The sequence below is a fragment of the Enterococcus infantis genome (assembly GCF_049166715.1).
GTDB classification, from domain to species: Bacteria; Bacillota; Bacilli; order Lactobacillales; family Enterococcaceae; genus Enterococcus_C; species Enterococcus_C leclercqii.
Genome location: NZ_JBMHFB010000001.1, coordinates 446,746 through 466,962, shown reverse-complemented (window position 1 = coordinate 466,962; position 20,217 = coordinate 446,746). Strand labels below are relative to the sequence as shown.

18 protein-coding genes are annotated in these 20,217 nt (G+C 45.7%); 14 read left to right on the top strand and 4 right to left on the bottom strand.

Annotated elements, in window-relative coordinates; genetic code table 11:
• Position 1: 1 nt before the first annotated feature.
• From ACOMA8_RS02040 to ACOMA8_RS02030, 3 genes are all read left to right on the top strand, one after another.
• Positions 2 to 706, top strand: coding sequence for an NAD-dependent protein deacylase (locus ACOMA8_RS02040; RefSeq protein WP_421368058.1), 705 nt, complete (start codon positions 2 to 4; stop codon positions 704 to 706).
• 66 nt (positions 707 to 772) lie between these two features.
• On the top strand, positions 773 to 1,630 hold the full coding sequence (locus ACOMA8_RS02035; protein ID WP_421368055.1) for a chorismate mutase: 858 nt from the start codon (positions 773 to 775) through the stop codon (positions 1,628 to 1,630).
• 76 nt (positions 1,631 to 1,706) lie between these two features.
• On the top strand, positions 1,707 to 2,228 hold the full coding sequence (locus ACOMA8_RS02030) for a transcription repressor NadR (RefSeq protein ID WP_421368248.1): 522 nt from the start codon (positions 1,707 to 1,709) through the stop codon (positions 2,226 to 2,228).
• A 163-nt stretch (positions 2,229 to 2,391) separates the two neighbouring features.
• On the opposite strand, the gene def is transcribed toward ACOMA8_RS02030, so the two are convergent.
• Positions 2,392 to 2,955, bottom strand: a complete 564-nt coding sequence (gene def, locus ACOMA8_RS02025; protein ID WP_161898578.1) for a peptide deformylase — start codon at positions 2,953 to 2,955, stop codon at positions 2,392 to 2,394.
• Between the two features lie 256 nt (positions 2,956 to 3,211).
• Between def and ACOMA8_RS02020 the strand changes: the two genes are divergently transcribed.
• From ACOMA8_RS02020 to ACOMA8_RS01975, 10 genes are all read left to right on the top strand, one after another.
• Positions 3,212 to 4,162 (top strand): ROK family protein, encoded by a 951-nt coding sequence (locus tag ACOMA8_RS02020; RefSeq protein WP_421368052.1) that lies wholly within the window; start codon positions 3,212 to 3,214, stop codon positions 4,160 to 4,162.
• Positions 4,163 to 4,496: 334 nt separating this feature from the next.
• Positions 4,497 to 6,752 (top strand): helix-turn-helix domain-containing protein, encoded by a 2,256-nt coding sequence (locus tag ACOMA8_RS02015; RefSeq protein WP_421368049.1) that lies wholly within the window; start codon positions 4,497 to 4,499, stop codon positions 6,750 to 6,752.
• Between the two features lie 320 nt (positions 6,753 to 7,072).
• Positions 7,073 to 7,243: a hypothetical protein gene (locus ACOMA8_RS02010; protein ID WP_421368046.1), complete on the top strand. Its 171-nt coding sequence runs from the start codon at positions 7,073 to 7,075 to the stop codon at positions 7,241 to 7,243.
• A gap of 90 nt (positions 7,244 to 7,333) precedes the next feature.
• The gene (locus tag ACOMA8_RS02005; RefSeq protein ID WP_161898789.1) at positions 7,334 to 8,695 is read left to right on the top strand and encodes a family 20 glycosylhydrolase; all 1,362 of its coding nucleotides are present in this window, start codon (positions 7,334 to 7,336) and stop codon (positions 8,693 to 8,695) included.
• Positions 8,692 to 9,438: a class II aldolase/adducin family protein gene (locus tag ACOMA8_RS02000; RefSeq protein ID WP_421368043.1), complete on the top strand. Its 747-nt coding sequence runs from the start codon at positions 8,692 to 8,694 to the stop codon at positions 9,436 to 9,438. The genes ACOMA8_RS02005 and ACOMA8_RS02000 overlap by 4 nt, the downstream gene beginning before the upstream one ends.
• Entirely contained in the window at positions 9,401 to 10,807 is a 1,407-nt protein-coding gene (locus ACOMA8_RS01995) for a rhamnulokinase (protein ID WP_421368040.1), read from the top strand. Before ACOMA8_RS02000 ends, ACOMA8_RS01995 begins: the two co-directional genes overlap by 38 nt.
• 25 nt (positions 10,808 to 10,832) lie before the next feature.
• Positions 10,833 to 12,596, top strand: a complete 1,764-nt coding sequence (locus ACOMA8_RS01990; protein ID WP_421368037.1) for an L-fucose isomerase — start codon at positions 10,833 to 10,835, stop codon at positions 12,594 to 12,596.
• A 267-nt stretch (positions 12,597 to 12,863) separates the two neighbouring features.
• Positions 12,864 to 13,319: a MarR family winged helix-turn-helix transcriptional regulator gene (locus ACOMA8_RS01985; RefSeq protein ID WP_421368034.1), complete on the top strand. Its 456-nt coding sequence runs from the start codon at positions 12,864 to 12,866 to the stop codon at positions 13,317 to 13,319.
• Between the two features lie 78 nt (positions 13,320 to 13,397).
• Positions 13,398 to 14,033, top strand: coding sequence for a DUF6198 family protein (locus ACOMA8_RS01980; RefSeq protein WP_421368031.1), 636 nt, complete (start codon positions 13,398 to 13,400; stop codon positions 14,031 to 14,033).
• Positions 14,034 to 14,207: 174 nt separating this feature from the next.
• Complete coding sequence (locus tag ACOMA8_RS01975; RefSeq protein WP_421368028.1) at positions 14,208 to 14,732, top strand: ClbS/DfsB family four-helix bundle protein; 525 nt, start codon at positions 14,208 to 14,210, stop codon at positions 14,730 to 14,732.
• 312 nt (positions 14,733 to 15,044) lie between these two features.
• Here the strand turns inward: ACOMA8_RS01975 and ACOMA8_RS01970 are convergent, their stop codons facing one another.
• The 3 genes from ACOMA8_RS01970 to ACOMA8_RS01960 form a co-directional block, all read right to left on the bottom strand.
• Positions 15,045 to 16,349: an alpha-L-fucosidase gene (locus ACOMA8_RS01970; protein ID WP_161898569.1), complete on the bottom strand. Its 1,305-nt coding sequence runs from the start codon at positions 16,347 to 16,349 to the stop codon at positions 15,045 to 15,047.
• Between the two features lie 63 nt (positions 16,350 to 16,412).
• On the bottom strand, positions 16,413 to 16,922 hold the full coding sequence (locus tag ACOMA8_RS01965; RefSeq protein WP_421368025.1) for a hypothetical protein: 510 nt from the start codon (positions 16,920 to 16,922) through the stop codon (positions 16,413 to 16,415).
• Between the two features lie 83 nt (positions 16,923 to 17,005).
• A complete protein-coding gene (locus ACOMA8_RS01960; RefSeq protein ID WP_421368022.1) occupies positions 17,006 to 18,880 on the bottom strand; it encodes a beta-N-acetylhexosaminidase in 1,875 nt (624 codons plus the stop codon).
• A gap of 213 nt (positions 18,881 to 19,093) precedes the next feature.
• Between ACOMA8_RS01960 and ACOMA8_RS01955 the strand changes: the two genes are divergently transcribed.
• Positions 19,094 to 20,209, top strand: a complete 1,116-nt coding sequence (locus ACOMA8_RS01955) for a glycoside hydrolase family 88 protein (protein WP_161898567.1) — start codon at positions 19,094 to 19,096, stop codon at positions 20,207 to 20,209.
• Positions 20,210 to 20,217 lie beyond the last annotated feature (8 nt).

Below are 20,217 nucleotides of genomic sequence, written 5' to 3'. Positions count from 1 at the left end.
CATGACATTGACCGCTAAACAGGCAGCAGACAAGATTCGTGATGCCCAAAAAGTTACATTTTTGACGGGGGCAGGAGTCTCAACATCGTCTGGAATTCCAGATTACCGCTCGTTGCAGGGAGTCTATCAAGGAATCGAAGCGCCGGAATATCTGTTGAGTAGAGAATGTATGACAGCAGAACCGGAAAAATTCTACAACTTTATCAACTGCCTCTATCATCCCACGGCAATGCCCAATGTGATTCATGAAAAAATCGTTGCCTTAGAACAGCAGTCGAACCGAATCGTTTGGACAGTGTCACAAAATATTGACGGTCTCCATGCCAAAGCCGGCAGTCGTCAGCTGGTGAATTTTCATGGATCGCTATACGAATGCAGTTGTCGCCGATGTGGCAGTTTGGTACCTTGGCAGGACTATCTGAAAAGTGATCGACATCAGGGCTGTGGCGGGCAATTGCGACCAGATATTGTGTTGTATGGCGAAGGTTTTACTGATGAAGTGTTAGATCGCAGTATCCGAGCTGTCAGACAAGCCGACTTGCTGGTGGTGGTTGGCACCACTTTTCAAGTCCATCCTTTTTGTGATTTGATCCGCTACGCCAGTGTAGGGGCGCAGATTATCGCCATCAATCAGACACCGGTGTCTATGCCCGCTGAATTTGAGATGGTACAATGTTTGGGAGAAGATGTTTTTGCTTTGATTTAAATGAACGACGCAGAAATTGACGGGCAACTTGCAGAAATGCTCGTAAAAATGCCATTGGAGGGAACTATGAGAACTGAAAAAGAAAAGATGATTGCCGGTGAACTGTATTTTTCAGCAGATCCGGAATTGATTGCCGACCGCAAAGAGGCCCGAATCCGCATGAGTCAAATCAACGAAGAAGCAGACGGCCGAATGCGCAGTGTATTGTTAGCTGAAACTTTTGGGGCATCAGATGGCAAACCTTACCTTGAGCCCAATGTCCGCTTTGACTATGGTTATAATATTTTTGTAGGCAAGAACTTTTATGCCAATTTTGACTGCACGTTTTTGGATGTCTGTCCCATCGAATTTGGCGACAACTGTATGTTGGGACCTGGCTGTCAGGTATTGACGCCTACCCATCCGCTGCATCCGGTGAAGCGCAACAGCGGCCTAGAAGGTGGCAAGCCTATCAAAATTGGCGACAATGCTTGGTTTGGCGGCAATGTCACTATTCTTCCCGGGGTAACGTTAGGTGACAATGTCGTCGTTGCTGCTGGGGCAGTGGTTACCAAATCTTTTGGTGACAATGTTGTACTGGGAGGTAATCCGGCTCGCATCATCAAAGCCATCGATTTAGATGATAGACAAGCGGACCAGAGTGAGGCCTCCGCTGACCCATTAGCAAAACCGCGGAAAAAAATCGACGAAATCGACAAAGAACTGACACGATTGTTGGAAGCGCGAATGACCGCTGTTAGTGACGTTGTGCGGATCAAAAAAGAGCAGGATATTTCTGTATTAGATACGAGTCGCGAGACAGCGGTGATTGATGGCATCCGCAGTCAGGTTCAAAATAAAGCCTATGAAGATGCCATCGCAACAGTCTTTGCCGATATCATGAAACGTTCTCGGGAGTTCCAAGCCGATCAATTGAAAAAATAGACCACTGCTTGATTGCCGAAGCACTCGGTAGTGACTGTATGGTCATTTTATTATCCGCAATCAGGAGGGAATTATGATGATAGAAGGAACAAAACGCCGCCAAGAAATTTTGCAGCGCTTGCAGTCGACGGAAAAACCAATCAGTGCGAGTCGCTTTGCTCAAGAGTTAGGAGTTAGTCGCCAAATCATTGTCGGTGATGTAGCCTTGCTGCGAGCTGCCGGCGAAGAAGTCATCGCTACTGCTCGAGGCTACAAACTGAATCAGGCGGAAGACCATCTGGGTTATACGAAAAAAATTGCCGTGCAACACGATGCCTCCAAAACGCAAGAAGAGCTGGAGACGATTGTAGCTAACGGTGGAGAAATAATAGACGTGATTGTCGAACACGAACTCTACGGAGAGTTGACCGGCGGCTTGCATATAAAAACGCCTAAAGACGTCACCGCATTTATGGAAGCTTACCGCAAATCCAATGTCGGCTTGTTGTCTGATCTTACCAATGGCATTCACCTGCACACCATTCGTTATCAAAATGACGCCGACCTTGAAAAAATCACCCAAGCATTAGCCGCTAAGGGAATCTTATACCAACAGTAATTGATTTTTCCTATGACACAGAGCAACATCTTAGACAAATAAACAGCGACAGCTCCCTCATGTCTTGAGAGTAGCTGTCGCTGTTTTTTTTCTTGAGTTTACCTAGCAGTGGTCAGATTGCTGCCTTTTTTGAGGTTGCTAGGATAGAAATCGTAGCTGAAAATTACTCGATAACTAAAACGCCTTCTTTAAGTGCAAAAGGATTGGCTTCGTTAATATGATCATAGAACATGACACCATTCAAGTGATCAATCTCATGTTGCACAACGATGGCCTCGTAATTTTTCAACCGGACCTTTTGTTTTTTGCCGGCTGCATCATAATAAGTCACAGTCACTCGCGCGTGGCGGACGACATAACCAGGAACTTCTCGGTCGACGGACAGACAGCCTTCTCCTTCACCTAGACAAGCATCTTGTACAGAATGGCTGAGAATTTTGGGATTGTACATGACAGCACTCAAAATCGGCTCTGGTTTTTCTGGGTCAGCAGAAGGAACATGCACTGCAATAATTCGTTTTGAAATGTCTAATTGTGGCGCCGCCAGACCGACACCGCCCCGCAGTTGCATTTCTTCAGCTTTTACAGGGTCTTGACTGTTCTTCAAAAATTCCAACATGTCTTCGCCTAATTTAATATCTTCGTCACCGAGCGGGAAGCTGACTTCAGCAGCAACTTGACGCAGTGTGGGGTTTCCTTCGCGGATGATGTCATCCATCGTGATCATAATGTCTTCACCTCAGTTAATGTTTTCATTTTCATAGTTTACCACAAAAAAATGAGTGATGGCGGGATTCCTGCGCATTCTTTAAGGGCCTTTAAAAGATGATGAGCAAAAAAAACACATCCTACCATAAAAACACAAACAGATCTTCGCGGCAGCAGCAGGGAGTTGTCGTATAATGGCAACAACTAAATGAAAACGCATTCTGTTGCGGAGATGTGGCAGAGCTTTTGAAAAAACTGGAATGGAGCAGATACAAATGACAAGTCATGAGAAAAAATTAGTCGCAGTAGATATCGGCGGTACCGGTGTAAAAACCGGCCTGTTGACAGAAACGGGAACAAATCTGGCTAGTGGTCATTTTCCCACGCCGCGTCATGATTATCGCTTGATGACGGAGATGTTGATGAACCACATTGATGAAAACTATGCCACGGGCTTTGATGGGGTTGCGATCAGCAGTACGGGACTGGTGGATCCTGGGACACAGGAAATCGGCATGAGTTCGCCGATTTATGAACCATTCGGCAAAGAACTGGTACGTCAGCTGCAAGCCCGTTATCGAGTGCCTGTCAGTGCAGAAAACGACGGGAATTGTGCTCTTTTGGCAGAAAAATGGCAAGGGGCAGGTCAAGATTGCCATGATCTGGCAATGATTGTTTTAGGGACTTCTGTTGGCGGGGCTGTAATGATAGAGGAAAAGCTGGTTCGGGGTTCCCACTTGTTGGGGGGCGAATTTGGCTACATGTTGATGCCGGTTAAGCAAGGGGCCAAACGTTGGGAAATCTGGAGTATCACTGGTGCCACCCGAAGCTTGGTATTGGATACAGCTTTGAAAAAAGGTGTAGACCCTGCTGATTTAGATGGTCGTCAAGTGACTGAACTTTTGGCCGCGAACGACAAAGAAGCTCAAGAAGCAGTCGCCGATTTTATCGAACAATTGGCGGTGGGCTGTTACAATCTGCAATATGTGCTGGATCCACAAAAAATACTGATTGGCGGTGGTATCTCCAAAGCTGACTTTTTATTGCCAATGCTGCAGGAAAAAATTGCGGAAATCTCAAGCCATATCCCCAGCAACGTGCTTTTGCCGGAGATTGCTATCTGTCGCTTTGGCAATGAATCCAATCTTTTGGGGGCAGTTTATGATTGGCGTAACAAATTCGGTTGCGGGCAAGTTGTTGCTATTAACGACGAGCATCAGTTATAAAATATGGGTTGATTTTAGAATAAGAAAGACAGGAAAGTCCCAAAAAGCGACTTTCTTTCTTTTTTACGATAAATATCACTGGCGTTCTGTTATTCGCTTTCAATGCCTTAAAATATCCTAAAAATTCCCTTAGTAATGTTCTTTTAATATCGAAATAACCTAAATTATGTGTTAAGTTTACAATCGGACACATCGTGACAAGCCAGTGATGGACAGTTGTTACGATATGTATTTTTTTCAAAGATTGTGGGAAGCGTTTTATTTCTTGCTCGTTACATAGTTGTTTGGAGCAGCAGGTAACTTTGTCCGCTGCAAAGAAAAGATGGAGGAGAAAATGAAAAAAATCATTGGTCAGATTAAGCAAGCCTGTTTTTCAGGGTTAGGTCGTTCGGTAGGTTCTTACTTACTCGTCTTTTTAGTACCTTTTTTGATTGTTTCAGGTATCTGGTTTAAAACTTCAAAAGACAGCATCAATCAGCAACTGGAATTGTCAGCACGAAATCACTTGTTGCAGTTGCAGTCTTCTTTTGAGAATAACTTGATGCAGCTAAATGATCTTTCCCACCAAATTCCCCATGATAACAAGTTGTCACTGAAAATGATTAGTCATCCTTATTATACACTGGAAGGACAGCAATCTTTGCGAAAGAACCGACTAGAAGGTAGTATCGTGGATGAAGTATTCCTAATGTACTATGAAAAGCCGGATATGCTTTTTTCTACAAGCGGGTGGTTGAACACTGAGTTGCTTTTGAAGTCTTCCGGCAAGAATAATTTTAGTGCTGGAGAGATTGCGCAGCTTTTGACTACTGATGTACCAAAGTTAATTAATCTAGAAGACGAATACACAGAGAGTCATAATCGAATGTACTATCTGGTACCATTACAAAACGCTGACCAAGTATCCTACGGGACGGCAGTTTATGCTATCAAGGAATCAAGTATCCAGAAACTTTTGGATCAGTCTTCTTATGGTGAAGAAAGTACGAATTATTTGGTCAATGAACAAAATCAGGTGTTGTCCAGCACCGGCAATCGCGAGTTGCTCAGCTACATGAATAATCCTGACAATGTTGCACAAGCAAAACAGGAGAAAACCTTAACTATTAGTGGGCATCGCTTTATGACGCAGCAATTGGAGAATACTGGCCTGGGACTTTCCTACATTGGGGTGGTCAATCCAGATAAGGCACTGGCGACTATCAATCGAGTGCAGCAAAAATTTCTTTACTTTATTTTAGGAACACTTCTTTTGGGCAGTGTTCTGGTCTTTGTATTGGGCCGATACAATTATCGTCCGATTCAACGCTTGGAACAACTGATGGAAGAATACGATGATGAAAATGCGGAAACGCATGTGTCTGGTGAGCGGTCGGGCATCCAAGTTCACGAACGGGTTTCGCGCTTTTTAAATGAGAACAAAGAACTCCATGAAGAAATCCAACGCCAAACGCCACACGCCAGAGAGCAAGTCTTACGTAAATTAATCGGTGGTCGGATCAAAGATGAAGAACAACTGGTGGTCTTGCTGGATTCCGTACATGTGCAGTTGAAGGGGAAATACTACTTCACGATGACCATCAGTACGAGAGAAAAAGGCCTCAATGAGTTCTCCCAACAGCATGACGTTTTGATGGAATATCTGCAAATGGTTCGAGGCACCGGTTTTGTAGGCTATGCTACCGAAGTGTTGTCTACTCAAGTTATCGCAATTTTGGTAGCTTATGAAGAAGAAACCGAAATGAAACGGATCTCCGAAGCTCTTTACAATGACATTTTTGATCTGGTGGGTTTGCGGCCAACAATCGCTGCAGGTAATCCTGTCAAACATTTAGCAGAAATCAATCGTTCATTTATTGAAAGTTTGGCGGCATTGGAGCACTCCTTTACAATGAAAGAACAAGCCATCGTCTACTATGACGAGTTGAAAGAAGAGCCGGTTACCGGAGGAATTTCATACCCTGATTCCCAAAAGATGAAATTGATCCAGAGTTTGACACAAGGCGATTTTGATGTTGCTGGTGAAACCATTCATCGTTTGATAGAAAATGGCTTGAATCAGCAGCTTACTGCGGGTGCGCAAAAGATTTACGGCTTTTATCTGCTAAATATTCTCACGAAGTTTGCCTCTGATATTCAGAGCTGTCCCGCATTGACCACGGCGGAAGAAGCGGCCGATTTCCACAGTTTGTATGATCTGGAACCGCAACTTTTAGAAATTGCCAAAGTGTTGTGTGCGTTGGTACAATCCAAACCGCAAAACCAGGAATCGCAGTTGAAACAGGAATTGTTTGCCTTCATTCAGGACAATTATGCCTCGTCGCAACTCTCGCTGGAAATGGTGGCTGAAGAGTTTCAACTGTCGGTATCTTATCTCAGTCGTTTTATCAAAAAAGAAAGCGGCATGACTTTCTCCAAATATATCCAAGAACTGCGGATGGAAAAAATCAAGCAAGCTTTGATTGATTCAGATCGACCAATCAAAGACATCATTCGAGAAGCAGGGTATTATGATGTGTCCAACTATACCCGCAAATTCCGCACCCTTGTAGGGGTTACTCCCGGACAGTTCCGCACGTTAAACAAATAGTAAAAAAGTTATTTAGTGATCAAAAAGAAAGCAAAGTAGACAAGGCAGTGACAATAGTTGAGTCATCGTCCTCTGACGCAAACAATATGAAAGATGAACCGCAAAAGACAAGTTACTTCCATTAAAAATAGTGGAAGTGACTTGTTTTTTCATTGTTAAACCTTTCAAGGGCGGATTCACTTTTATCGGTCCGAATATTCCTTTTGCCGATTTAGATACAAGGATTGTCGCAATTAGTTATTAATAGATAGTTTCTTATCTAAGTGATGTGAGCGTCGCCTGTTTTTTGTGGCAGAGTTTGAAAAACGGTGCGACTGTTCATGACAAAGAAATGCTACACTGGAAAAAGTGATCCCTGCACCAAAGCGGGGCGGTTTGCTGCTAGTTTTTTGATTGGGGGCAGTATCCACACAGCCGGGGTAGGCTACATAGTGGTGTATCATCGAGGAGGGCAACAGCTCACCGTCAGAAGAAAAAACCACACATTGTAGTGAATGCGCTGTCATTGTAGGATGAAAAAGCAAGTTAGATAAAGTAACAAGTTAAATGAGCTAGTAAGGAGTGAACATGAATTGATAACAATGAATGAAAAAGGCCTGATCGTGACTTATGACGAGCAGTTGGCCGAAAGCGCAAAACGATTTTTGAATTTTTGTGAAGAGATACCGGGAGCGACAGCAAGTCTGCCGCAAATTACACTGAGGCTGGATGTCGATTTGGCAGGTGATTTTGAAATTCATCAACAAGATCAGCAGGTCACGATTACCGGTCGTGACGAGAGCCAAGTGTTTTATGGTGCTGCCAAGGCACTGCAAGGGCAGTTGCTTCAACAGCCGGTCAGCGGTCTGTTTTACGGTGGAATCCAAGAGCGTTGCTTTATGATCGATATGGGACGTAAGTTTTTTTCATTAGCGAGTTTAAAACAGCTGGTTCGTAGCTTGGCTTTGTTCCAATTTACGCATCTGCAACTGCATTTTTCCGAGAATGAAGGATTTCGGATTGAATCTGAAGCCCATCCAGAAGTGGTATCACCAGAATTTCTGACAAAAGCCGAAGTTCGCGAACTGATTGCATATGCCAACCGTCATTTTATCCAAGTGATTCCAGATTTCGACAGCCCAGGACATTTGAAGCAGATTTTGAAGAATTATCCTCAGTTCCAATTGACGACCATTGATGAAGAAGGTAATTTCACCAAAGATGCAAAAGCGTTGGATTTGTTGAATCCAGAAGCTGTAGAGTTGGTTCGGGACTTTTACCGAGAGTACGGGGAGCTGTTTTCTGAAAGCTGTTACTTCCATATCGGTGCCGATGAATTTGTTGATTTCGACCAAATTGACAAATATCCGACACTGGCGGCCTATGCCAAAGAAAAATTTGGCGAAGAAGCAAGCGGAATCGAGGTCTTTATCGAATACGTCAATCAGACCATCGACTTTGTACGTCAACTGGGCTTTATTCCACGGGTTTGGAACGATGGCTTTTTCCGACTCAATCGGCAGGAAAAACTGTCATTGTCCCCTGATTGTGAAGTCTCTTATTGGACCCGTTGGAATCAAAATATGGCGCCAGTGGAAACCTTCTTTGAAAAAGGCTACAACGTCATCAACCACAACGACAATTTCTTCTATTTTGTACTAGGAGAAGCAGCTAGCTACACCTACCCGACATATGAAAAAATCGCCGAAGACTTTACTTTGACCACTTATGCTAACAATCAAGTGGTAGAGGCGGCTTATCTGGCTCAGACGCCAGCTATCGCATTGGCGGTTTGGTCTGATATTCCTGATGCACTCACAGAAAAGCAAGTGATTGAAGCGGTCTTTTGGTTGCAAGCGGCATTGAGCCAAAAAGTTTATCGGCAAGAGTTGTTGGCAAAGGCAGACTTCCAATCACTGTTTACAGCATGGCAAAATACTAAAAAGACGGAGGCAACAAAATGAAACCCATCAACGAACAAGAATTAAGAGCAATGATCTGTGATGTCTGTAACAAAATGTGGCAGCTGGGCTGGGTGGCGGCTAATGACGGTAACGTGTCAGCTAAATTGGATGACAATACGATTATCTGCACCCCAACAGGCATCTCTAAAAGCTTTATCACTGCCGATAAGCTTATCAAAATTGACTTAAAAGGCAATGTTTTAGAAGCACAAGCAGACTACAAGCCTTCTTCTGAAATCAAAATGCATTTGCGCTGTTATGAAGAACGTGACGATGTACAAGCCGTTGTTCACGCACATCCACCGGTAGCCACTGGTTTTGCTTTGGCCCACATCCCTTTGGATAATTATTCTTTGATCGAAAGTTCATTGACCATCGGGGCTGTTCCGATCACGCCGTTTGGAATGCCTTCCACTGAAGAAGTGCCGAATGCCATCACGCCATATCTGAATGAACACGATGTCGTTTTGTTGGAAAATCACGGGGCTTTAGCGATGGGTTCAGACATCGTGACGGCTTATTACCGGATGGAGTCACTGGAATTGTGTGCTAAGACCCAATACTATGCCCGCACATTGTTGAACACGCAGGCAGAACCGGAAATTTCTGCTGACCGGATGGGGGATTTGATTGCTATGCGGGAACGCTACGGCATCACAGGCCGCCATCCCGGCTACAAAAAATACAATACCGAGGAGACTCGTTATGAACAACCGCAAACCTCAAGCCCTGCTGGCGTTTGATTTAGGCGCTTCCAGCGGTCGTGGGATCATCGGCCGCTTTCAAACAGGTCAACTGACTATGGCCGAAATCCATCGGTTTGACAATCGCCCCATCACAGAAAATGGCCACCTGTGTTGGGATCTGCCGACACTAGTGACGCAGATTAAACTGGGAATCAAAAAAGCCTCGGAATCTTATGAGCTGCTCAGTATTGCCATTGATACTTGGGGAGTGGATTACGGTTTGCTGGATCATCAGGGGCAGCTGTTGCGGTTACCTGTCCACTACCGAGATTCCTCTAGTCAACAAAGTTATGAGAAGCTGCAGGATACTTTTGACGCTGAAAAATTATTTGCGGCCACCGGCAATCAGGTGATGGCAATCAATTCACTGTTTCGATTGGCCTGCGAAGAGTCAAAAGAACAAGCGGCACAGCTGCTGTTGATGCCGGACTTACTCGGCTATTTGTTGACTGGAAAGGTGCTGGGAGAAAAGACGATTGCTTCTACCACGCAACTCCTAGATCCAATCACCGGTGACTGGCACCAAGCGCTGGCAGCTCAATTTGGTATCAGGGAAAGTCTGTTGCCGAATCTGGGGCAGGCGGGAGATTTTGTCGGTGTGTTGCAAGACCCTGAGCTTCCCGAAATTCCTGTCTACAAAAGCTACGGCCACGATACCGCTTGCGCTGTTGCCAGTGTACCGACTGCTAAAGAAGACTTTTTATTTATTTCTTTAGGTACGTGGGCTTTGGCGGGAACTGAAACCGCAGCACCTGTTTTAGAGCCAGCCGCGCAACAGCTGGGCTTTTCCAATGAAGGAGGCCGACCTGGCCGCAATCGTTTCCTGAAAAACCTCACGGGACTTTGGCTAATCCAAGAATTGCAACGTTCTTTGGAACAGACAGGGACACACATGAGTTTTCAAGAGATGATGGAATTGGCCCGATCATCTGCGGATACGGTCTTAATCGATACGCAGCAACCTCAGCTGGCTCAACCTGAGCACATGTTAGAAAAATTAACGAAACTGATGCAGGCAAAAGGGTGTCTTCAGCCGACTGTTGGTGAAGTCATCCGCTGTGTCTATCGCAGCTTGGCGACAGCCTTTGCTCAGACTTTTGCAGAAATCCATCGTTTGACAGGGAAAACATACGAAGAAATCCACGTTATCGGTGGCGGTGCCAGAGCAGATTTTCTTTGCCAATGTATCGCTGAAACCTGCCACAAACCGGTCATCGCCGGACCAGTAGAAGCAACGGCCATGGGCAATCTCGCCGCCCAAGGCATTGGCTTGGGCTACTTGACCTCCATTCACGCTTTTCGCCGGCAATTGACGGCACTGCCGGAGCTGAAGTGTTATCAGCCGACAAGAGTACAAGTGTATTGACCAACAATTGAAAAGAGGAAATCATATGAACAATCCGAAAATCGGGATTCGTCCGACGATCGACGGCCGTCGCCGCGGAGTACGGGAATCACTGGAAACACAAACTATGAATATGGCCCAAAGTGTCAAAGAATTTTTGGAAGGCAGCCTGTGTTATCCAAATGGTGAAGCGGTTGCCTGTGTCATTGCCGACTCAACCATCGGCGGGGTTAAAGAATCATTAGATTGCCAGCAAAAATTTCGACAAGAAAACGTCGGTCTCACCATTACTGTGACTCCTTGCTGGTGTTATGGGACTGAAACCATGGACATGGATCCGACACTGCCTCACGCGGTATGGGGATTCAATGGCACGGAACGTCCGGGTGCGGTATATCTGGCAGCTGTTTTGGCAGGGTATGCTCAAAAAGGGATCCCGGCTTTTGGCATCTACGGTCGCGACGTCCAAAATTCTGACGATACTGCCATCCCCAAAGATGTGCAAGAAAAACTGTTGACCTTTGCCAAGTCCGGATTGGCGGCAGCTCAGATGAAAAATACCGCCTATCTTTCAATGGGCTCAGTTTCGATGGGAATCGCTGGTTCAGTTGTCAAAGATGATTTCTTCCAAGAATACTTGGGCATGCGCAATGAATATATTGATATGTCAGAGTTCACTCGCCGTATTGAAGAAGAAATCTATGACAAAGAAGAATACCAACAGGCTTTGGCTTGGGTCAAAGAAAACTGTCAAGAAGGGTCTGACAACAATCCTGAAGGCAACAAGTGGGAAAAAGACGAGTTGGCGCAGCAATGGGAATTTGTTGTGAAAATGGCCCTCATCGCCCGCGACTTGATGATTGGGAATCCTCGCTTGGCGGAATTGGGCTTTGGGGAAGAAGCGCAAGGGCATAGCGCCTCAGTGGCTGGTTTCCAAGGACAACGGCAGTGGACCGACCATTTCCCAAATGGGGATTTCTTGGAAACATTCCTGAACTCCAGTTTCGACTGGAATGGTCCTCGCAGGCCGTATATCATGGCGACAGAAAACGACAGCTTGAACGGCGTGACGATGCTTTTCAACTACCTGCTGACCAATACAGCACAGATTTTTGCCGATGTACGGACATACTGGTCACCGGATTCAGTTGAAAGAGTGACGGGTTACCGCCTTTCTGGAGCAGCTGAAGACGGCTTGCTGCATTTAATCAATTCCGGTTCTGCCTGCCTGGATGGTACTGGCCAGCAATCAATCGATGGCAAGCCTGTCATCAAACCTTACTGGGAAGTAACCGATGAGGAACGTCAGCACATGTTGGAAAGCACCCAATTTCGCCCAGCTACGAAAGAATATTTCCGAGGCGGCGGTTTTTCTACCAACTACCTCACCCGTGGCGGAATGCCGATGACGATGGCTCGTTTGAATCTGGTGAAAGGTCTCGGCCCGGTTTTGCAGATTGCAGAAGGCTACTCGGTAGAACTGCCGGCAGATGTCCACGAAAAATTAGACGACCGGACAGATCCAACTTGGCCGACTACTTGGTTTGCACCGGTAATCACCGGAGAAGGCGCATTTACAGATACCTATACGGTGATGAATAATTGGGGGGCCAACCACGGTGCTATCAGTTATGGACACATCGGTCATGAGCTGATTGCGCTAGCCAGCATCCTGCGTATTCCTGTCAATATGCACAACGTAGCTGAGGAACGGATTTTCCGTCCAAAAGCTTGGGGACTTTTTGGTACAGCTGACACAGAAGGCGCAGACTACCGAGCTTGTCAAGCATACGGACCATTGTACAAATAAATGGATCGTCTTAAAAAAGACACTACAGGCTGAAAAGCTTGTTTAAATTTAAAATAGCAGCGCTGATTTGTCGTTCACTAGATAAGTCAGTGCTGCTTTTTTTATTTTGTGAAATTTAGTTGACGAGAGCTTGAATTCGTTTTACAATTTTAAAGGAGTACGAATTCGGATTGTTCTTTGCTGTGAGAGAGGACAGCCGGCAATAAATGATCCGTGCTGGTTAAAAAAATTAGCGGATTCAATGCAGAAAAAGTTGAGGTGGACAAGATGGAGGAGCTGCAGGAACAAATACGGCGCCTAGTGTTGGCGGTAAACGTAATCGACGGAGTCTACTCGAAGCAGTGTAAAGCAATTGGCATCAAAGAAAATACTCTGACGTTACTTTACGCACTCGATGATGGGGCCGCATATTCCCAAAAAGAGCTCAGCGAAAAATGGTTAATCCCCAAGACTACTTTGAATACTATCGTCAAAGAATGTGTGGCAAAAGGCTATCTCCGCTTGGAACCGGCGGCGCACAACAATGAAAAGACGCTGCGCTTAACAAAGCGTGGCCGACAATATGCCCAAGAAGTCCTAGCCCCGGTTTATCAGACTGAGCAGCGGGCATTGGCCAAGACATTGACCGAATTTTCGCCGGAGTTCATTACTGCTTTGGAAGCATTTACTGATACCCTGCAAAAAGAAAATGAAACCTTCAAAGGCAAGAGCCGACATCTGTAGCGACGAAAAAACAGCCACAGATCGATGGCTATTTTCAATGGTCCAGTGACCATTTATTTATTTTTTGGAGGAATACACATGTTAAAAAACATTAACCCCCGCTCACTGATACTAGTGCTGTTGGGAAGTATGGTATTGTCTTTTGGATTGTTCAATATTCACTCGTTTAGCGGCGTGACAGAAGGCGGCGGCTTAGGTTTGACGCTGTTGTTGGATCATTGGTTTCACATTTCGCCGGCAGTTTCCGGCTTTGTCTTCAACATGGCATGTTACGCCGCAGGGTGGCGTATCTTAGGACGGGTGTTTATCGTCTATTCGATCTTAGCGTCGGTAGGCTTTTCTTTGAGTTACAGTTGGTTTGAGAGCATGGGACCTTTGTGGCCGCATATCGGAGAAACCCCGCTGTTCGCAGCAATTTTGGGGGCATTGTTCGTAGGCGTGGGTTGTGGCTTGTGCGTGCGAGCTGGCGGAGCACCCGGAGGAGATGATGCGATGGCCATGAGTCTCGCCAAACTTTTAAAAGTAAAAATCCAATGGGCGTATCTGGCCAGTGATTTAATGGTCCTTTTATTGTCCATGAGTTACATTCCGCTGAATCGCATCGGCTTTTCACTGCTGACGGTGCTTTTGTCTGGCCAACTCATCGGAATCGTTCAAGAATTCAAGCTGCCGCGCTGGCTCCGAGGAACTAAAGGTTCTGCAATCAATTCTTGAGTGAAATCGTAATTCTGCCGTCACCTCGTTGTGACGGTTTTTTGTCTTGAAAAGGACCGATGATAAGTTGACAGACCTTGTCATGTTTTCCGTGCTAGACTATAAGTATAACGACGCTGGCAGGTTTATAACGGCACAAACTGCCGGTAGCCTGCACCATAAGGAGGAGAACAAATGGCCAAGCCGAAGACGAAAGAGCAGCTGCTCACAGCAGGAAATGAAACTTTTGCACAACTGCAAGAATTGATTGGGAAAATGTCAGTCCCAGAACAAACCGCAACCTTTCTATTTGAAGATCGGGACAAAAATTTGCGGGACGTCTTGATTCACTTGTATGAATGGCATCAGATGATGTTGGAATGGTATGAGGTCGGCTGTCTGAACCAGGGCACACCTCAGACGCCTGCCCAGGAATATAAGTGGAACCAGCTGCCACTGCTAAATCATGAAATCTGGCTAAAATACCAAGCAACTTCGCTGGCTGCGGCTAAAGAGCTGCTTTTAGGAAGCCATCGAAAAGTCATGGCGATAATAGAAGAGCTCAGCGACGAAGAACTTTTTGAAAAAGGGTATTATCCCTGGACGAAGACGACGAATCTGGCGGCCTATTTCATCCCTAATACGTCTGGACATTACAACTGGGCCATGACCAAACTGAAGAAGCATTTACGGGGATATCGAGGGGTTTCTCGACTGTAAAAAAATCTCTATGCGGCAGCTGGTGTAAAAGATATATTCTGTGTGGGCTGTGATGTGACTTGGCAAGTCGGGAGTAAGGAGTATTTTTATCAGCAGTTGGATCGGCTTTTTCTGGGTATGGAGGAAAGATATAGCCATGCTTTCAAATTGTGCTCTGGTTGCTATGATTGTCGCAGTTTGTAAGATTTAGAGCTGACTACTTTGCTTCATGCACATTGTGAAATCTCTGGAGAAGTGAAATTTTTTTTGTGATGAAAAGACGAGCAGTTTCGATTAGAAAACCGAAATTGCTCGTCTTTTACATATGGTTTATCAGTCTTTTAATAGAATCTCTACCACGGGAACTAGAACAGCCGGTTTTTCAATCGGCAGTGTGATGACGATATCTTCTGGGGCAATCACTGCTTCAGTAGAGGTGATGACCTCTTCGGGATCAAAGCCGCGATACTGGATTTCTGAGCCGTCGTTTAACAGGCGAATGAATTTCACTTTATCAGCAATTCCTTTTAAATGTAAGTTGCGGTAAGGATAAGAGAAAATGTGCAGGTACAGTTTATTGCCCCGCTGGGTGTAACGACAATCAGCCGGAGCTTCGTAATCGCCACAGTAACCGGCGCCAAGAATGGCTTCTTTATGCAGACGCATCCACTCGCCAATTTCGCGAGTCCGTTCCAAAGTCTTGGTATCGATCTCTCCACGAGGATTCGGCCCGATATTCATCAAAAAGTTACCATTTTTGGCGACAGTGTCGATGAGCATCTTCAAAAGCATCTCGCTGGATTTCCATTCAAGATTGTCTCGATCATAGCCCCAAGTGCCATACATGGTTTGACAAGCTTCCCATAAAACTGGTTTGCCGTCTTTTTCAAAAGGTTTATCCGGTTGGAACTGTTCGGGGGTCGTCACCCCGTGGCCTAAATCCAAGCGATCATTGATGAGCATGTCGGGTTGCAGGCGCAAGCAGAGCTGCTCCAGTCGCTGGCTGTCCCAATCTTTGGCACCTTTGCCCACAGACCAGCCCCAGTCTCTATGAGCGTAGGAGAAGTCAAACCACATGTAATCAATCTTGCCATAGTTGGTTAGAAGCTCTTCCACTTGTCCGGCCAAATAGTCCTGATATTTTTTTAAATCCCGCGTCTGATTGCTCTCACGATAGCTGGCAACCTCGCGCTGGGGATGCAGGCCATCGACTGGGAAATCTGGATGCTTCCAGTCAATCAATGAGTGGTACAAACCAATTTTGATGCCAGCTTTCCGCATTGCCGGCAACAGCTCTGCTAAAAGGTCACGCCCAAAAGTGGTATTGGTAATCTTGAAATCAGTTAGTTGAGAATCCCATAATGCAAAGCCTTCATGATGTTTTGTAGTGAAGACCATGTATTGGACGCCGCATTGCTTCAGCTCGGCGGCCCAGACATCGGCATCGAAGAGATCAGGATTAAAGTTTTCAAAGTATTTTTCAGCATAGACTTCAGGATCAATTTGTTCGGTGGTCATTAGCCATTCGTGGCGAGAGGCCACACTGAAAAGACCGAAGTGGATAAACATCCCGAAGCGATCTTTGATGAACCAACTAGGGTCCGGGTAATAGTCAGGCCAATTGGCAAAAGTTGTCATGATTGTATACACTCCTTGTCGCTTTACTGCAGTTTAGGGCAGGTTAGCCAACTTAACAGCAGATTAGTCGATGAATTCAGTATTGGTCATATTGGTTTCTTTGATTTTCCATGTGCCGTCTTCTTTAATAAAGGTATGATGCGCTTGTGTGAGATGGTTGCGATACTTTTGCTTGCCGCGATTGACAGTTTTCTGCTGCGCTTCCACCAACATGGAAGCTTGTTCTTGTTTGACTACTTTGAAACTTTCTAGCTCATGAGAAAGATCGTATTCCGCAAAAAAATCATCCATTTCTTTTTGTGTCGCCTGCCGCGCAGAGGCTACCAAGGTATCGACGTAAGCGGTGGTATCTTCGTTGTTGGCGGCAGCTAAATTGGCTTTAAGCACTTCCAGGCAGGCAGTTGCTTCTGCTTTATTGTTAACCTCACCGGTAATTTCGACGGTTGTTTTCTCAGTGGTGGGTTCAATGACAGCTTCTGCTGGACCTTTACTGTTGTAGTTGATGTAAAGCAGGATACCAGCCAGTAAGACTGCTGCCAAACCAAAGCGCAGTAAAAATGATTTCAATTTCATAGGAATCTTCCTTTCTTTTAATCAGGACCCATTTTAGCTAGAATGGTTTTTTCAATATAGTAGTTTTCTGCTCCGAATGAATATCAGACGTCTGAGAGTTTGCTGGCAGAATAGATGCCGTGGAACAAGTTGCGTCCCACCATATCGTCTCCCAGCAGCCAAGGACCTTCAAATACTAGTCGAGGCGCTTCCAATTCCGGCAGCTCATTCAAAGCACCTTTTAGGTATTGATCCAAACGCCACGCTGAGGTTTCACTACGTTTGATTAAACCACCATAGCGCAGCTCCAAAATCTCCCAGCCAAAGGGTTTATTCCACTGGAACCAAACTTCACGATGGCGTTCATGGAGCATTTCTAAGGCTGGTTTGAGCCGGTGGATGTCTTCTAAAACGGCTGCTAGGCTGTCACGGTCATGGGCCTGATAGGCAGTCCAGGCTTTTTTACCAAGAGCGGCCTTATGGGACAAAACTTCAGCCAGTTGCTGATAAAAAGCAAAGAGGGGATAAGTCACCGCTGTTGGCTGAACCGTAGCCAGCTCTTGTGCCAACTGTTGGTACCAGTCTTCCAAATCATATTGGTTCAGTGTGCCATCGTAAATGCCAAAGAGTAAGTCTTCATAAAGAGCTAACTTACTGACATTAGAGCCGCCGGGATTGTCTTTAGCGACACCAGGGGTCTGATCAAAGCGATCCAACAACAAGAAATCTGCTGCCGGCTGCCCATGAAACATTTCAAAACGTTCGCTGATGAGGCCGAGTGTGGGCGCATCTCCATATTGCTCCTCTGCAAACTGCTGCAGCCCTAAAAGTGCTGCAATATGCGGAGTTTCCTGACCGTCATCCCCCCACAAGGTCGCATAAACTTCCCGAACACCTTCTTTTTTAGCTGCCGCTAAACCTGCAGCAGTCGTAGCAAGGGACTTGCCATAATTTGGAGCCAAGCCGTTCCAAGTCCAAACCCCGCCGGCAAAAATAATTGGCCGTTGCAGCTTCTTGTGGTTGGCAAAACTGGAAATATACTGTTTTTCGTCATGGTGGTAATAATCCCAATACACCATATCGACATTTGGCATATCGTCGATCAGATTTTGGGGGAATTCCACTTCGGGATCGTAATAATCTCCGGACTTGGTGCCGATTCTAAAGAACATATCACTCCACATCATTGCCTTCATACCGTATTTTTCACACAGAGGTACGACTCGATTCAAGTGTTTGGTCATGATGGAAAAGCGATTTTCTAATCCGTGTTTACCTAAATAATGCCCCAAGCCCAGATCGTGAGCCTCATCCATTCCGATATGAATCTGTCGAGATCGGAAACAACTGGAAACCGAACGAATCATTGCTTCGATAAAGGTATAAGTTTTCTCCTCATCGACTAGTAAAATATCGTGGGTATCTTTCATACCGATAGCAAAGTTCCAGCGAAGCGGTGTCCGCAAATGTCCCAACGTCTGGATGGAAGGAATCAATTCAACTCCTAGCTCATCCGCAAAATCATCCAATTCTCGCATTTCCTGCTGGCTGTAACGCCCCCGCATATGACCGAAGTAGGGATATTCCGGAATCTCATAGGTATCTTCCATATAAAGCATCACACTGTTGAGGCCCATTTTGGCGGACAAAGTGATGTATTCTTTCATAGCAGCTACTGTCAAAACCGCGTTTCGAGAGAGGTCAATCATCGGACCGATCTTGTCGAAGCGAGGTGTTTCTTCGCAACTGAAAACAGGCTCTTGTTTTTGGCGAGCTTGCCACAAAGTCAATGCACGGAAAAGCTGAGGCTTGCTGCCATAGGTAATGACAGTTTTTTCCGGAGTGGTCGCGATACGAATCCGGTCGCCTTTTTGCAGCTCGATCATTTGTCCCCCTGATTCAATAGTAAAACCTAATTGTCGGCTGACAACAGCAAGAAATTCTTCCAGCGGTTCTTGAGTGATAAATTCGATTTGCATAAAACCCTTCCTTTTTCTTAGTAATCGGTTACAATGTTCAGTATACGGCTCATTATGGGAAAAGAAAGGGCTGTCACGAAACTACACAACGGCTGAGAAAAACACATACTCCCCCGCTGAAAGATACAGCATCAGCCTCAGTTCCACACATTGAAGCGTTTGCATAATTCGTTAAACTAAAAGTAAAGAAAAAATCCAACGAGGTGCAAATTTATGGAAAATCAGCAATGGGTGACAGAGGCTTTAGCAAAAGTTCAAGAGAAAATGACGGTGGTAAATAAACGCAACTTAGGCAAGATTCCTTATTCAGCCACAGACGGTGCTTACGATGATTTATCGGAAAGTTTTGTTGCCTGGTGGACCAACGGCTTTTTTGCCGGCAGTCTTTGGCAGATGTATCAGTATGCTAATGAAGAAGCTTATCGCGAAAATGCCGAGAAGATCGAAGAACTGTTGGACAATGCGCTGGAAGAGTACATGGGGCTGCATCATGATGTTGGGTTTATGTGGTTGCACACCGCCGTGGCCGATTATCGAATCACGGGCAATCAGCGCTCCCGAGAACGGGGCTTGCATGCAGCGAGTCTACTGTTGTCTCGCTTCAATCTGGCTGGCCGCTTTTTGTCAGCATGGAATTGCAACGTTCCCGGATGGGCAATTATTGATAGTTTGATGAATATCCCGATTCTTTATTGGGCAACAAAAGAGCTGAAAGATCCCCGCTTCAAACAAGTAGCGATGGCTCATGCTGATACTTTAGACCGTTATTTGATCAGAGAAGATGGCTCTGCGGGGCACATTGCCAGTTTTGATCCGGAAAGTGGCGAATTTTTGGAAATGGTCACAGGTCAGGGGTTCTCGCCGGATTCTGCATGGACGCGAGGACAAAGCTGGGGGATTTATGGCTTTGCCTTGAGTGCGCGGCACACAGGGGAAAAACGCTACCTGGATACTGCCAAGAAACTAGCCAATTATTTTATCGGCAATGTCGCCCAAACCGGCTATGTTTCGCTGATTGATTTTCGAGCACCGCTAGGGACTACGAAATTGGACACTTCGGCTACCGCCTGTGCTGCGTGTGGGTTGTTGGAGATTGCCGATCAGTTGACTGGTATGGAAGCCGAGTATTATCGCCAAGCTGCAGAAAAAATGATACAGGCGCTATTGGCGGAACACTGTGATTGGGATCCGACAACAGACGGTATCTTGCAGCATTCCAGCCATTCTTATCATCAGGAGAAAGAAACAGAGATTCATCTGGTTTATGGGGACTATTTCTTGATTGAAGGCCTGTTGCGTTTGATCAAAAAAGATTGCCATTTATGGTAAAAGGAGAG

Bases quoted from the DNA above. Each gene is read 5' to 3' on its own strand.
- ACOMA8_RS02005 (WP_161898789.1), top strand. From the start codon at position 7,334: ATGAATGAAAAAGGCCTGATCGTGACTTATGACGAGCAGTTGGCCGAA.
- ACOMA8_RS01960 (WP_421368022.1), bottom strand. From the start codon at position 18,880: ATGCAAATCGAATTTATCACTCAAGAACCGCTGGAAGAATTTCTTGCT.
- ACOMA8_RS02020 (WP_421368052.1), top strand. From the start codon at position 3,212: ATGACAAGTCATGAGAAAAAATTAGTCGCAGTAGATATCGGCGGTACC.
- ACOMA8_RS02010 (WP_421368046.1), top strand. From the start codon at position 7,073: ATGACAAAGAAATGCTACACTGGAAAAAGTGATCCCTGCACCAAAGCG.
- ACOMA8_RS02040 (WP_421368058.1), top strand. From the start codon at position 2: ATGACATTGACCGCTAAACAGGCAGCAGACAAGATTCGTGATGCCCAA.
- ACOMA8_RS02015 (WP_421368049.1), top strand. From the start codon at position 4,497: ATGAAAAAAATCATTGGTCAGATTAAGCAAGCCTGTTTTTCAGGGTTA.
- ACOMA8_RS01970 (WP_161898569.1), bottom strand. From the start codon at position 16,349: ATGACAACTTTTGCCAATTGGCCTGACTATTACCCGGACCCTAGTTGG.
- ACOMA8_RS02000 (WP_421368043.1), top strand. From the start codon at position 8,692: ATGAAACCCATCAACGAACAAGAATTAAGAGCAATGATCTGTGATGTC.
- ACOMA8_RS01975 (WP_421368028.1), top strand. From the start codon at position 14,208: ATGGCCAAGCCGAAGACGAAAGAGCAGCTGCTCACAGCAGGAAATGAA.
- ACOMA8_RS02030 (WP_421368248.1), top strand. From the start codon at position 1,707: ATGATAGAAGGAACAAAACGCCGCCAAGAAATTTTGCAGCGCTTGCAG.
- ACOMA8_RS01985 (WP_421368034.1), top strand. From the start codon at position 12,864: ATGGAGGAGCTGCAGGAACAAATACGGCGCCTAGTGTTGGCGGTAAAC.
- ACOMA8_RS01980 (WP_421368031.1), top strand. From the start codon at position 13,398: ATGTTAAAAAACATTAACCCCCGCTCACTGATACTAGTGCTGTTGGGA.
- ACOMA8_RS01955 (WP_161898567.1), top strand. From the start codon at position 19,094: ATGGAAAATCAGCAATGGGTGACAGAGGCTTTAGCAAAAGTTCAAGAG.
- ACOMA8_RS02035 (WP_421368055.1), top strand. From the start codon at position 773: ATGAGAACTGAAAAAGAAAAGATGATTGCCGGTGAACTGTATTTTTCA.
- ACOMA8_RS01990 (WP_421368037.1), top strand. From the start codon at position 10,833: ATGAACAATCCGAAAATCGGGATTCGTCCGACGATCGACGGCCGTCGC.
- ACOMA8_RS01965 (WP_421368025.1), bottom strand. From the start codon at position 16,922: ATGAAATTGAAATCATTTTTACTGCGCTTTGGTTTGGCAGCAGTCTTA.
- def (WP_161898578.1), bottom strand. From the start codon at position 2,955: ATGATCACGATGGATGACATCATCCGCGAAGGAAACCCCACACTGCGT.
- ACOMA8_RS01995 (WP_421368040.1), top strand. From the start codon at position 9,401: ATGAACAACCGCAAACCTCAAGCCCTGCTGGCGTTTGATTTAGGCGCT.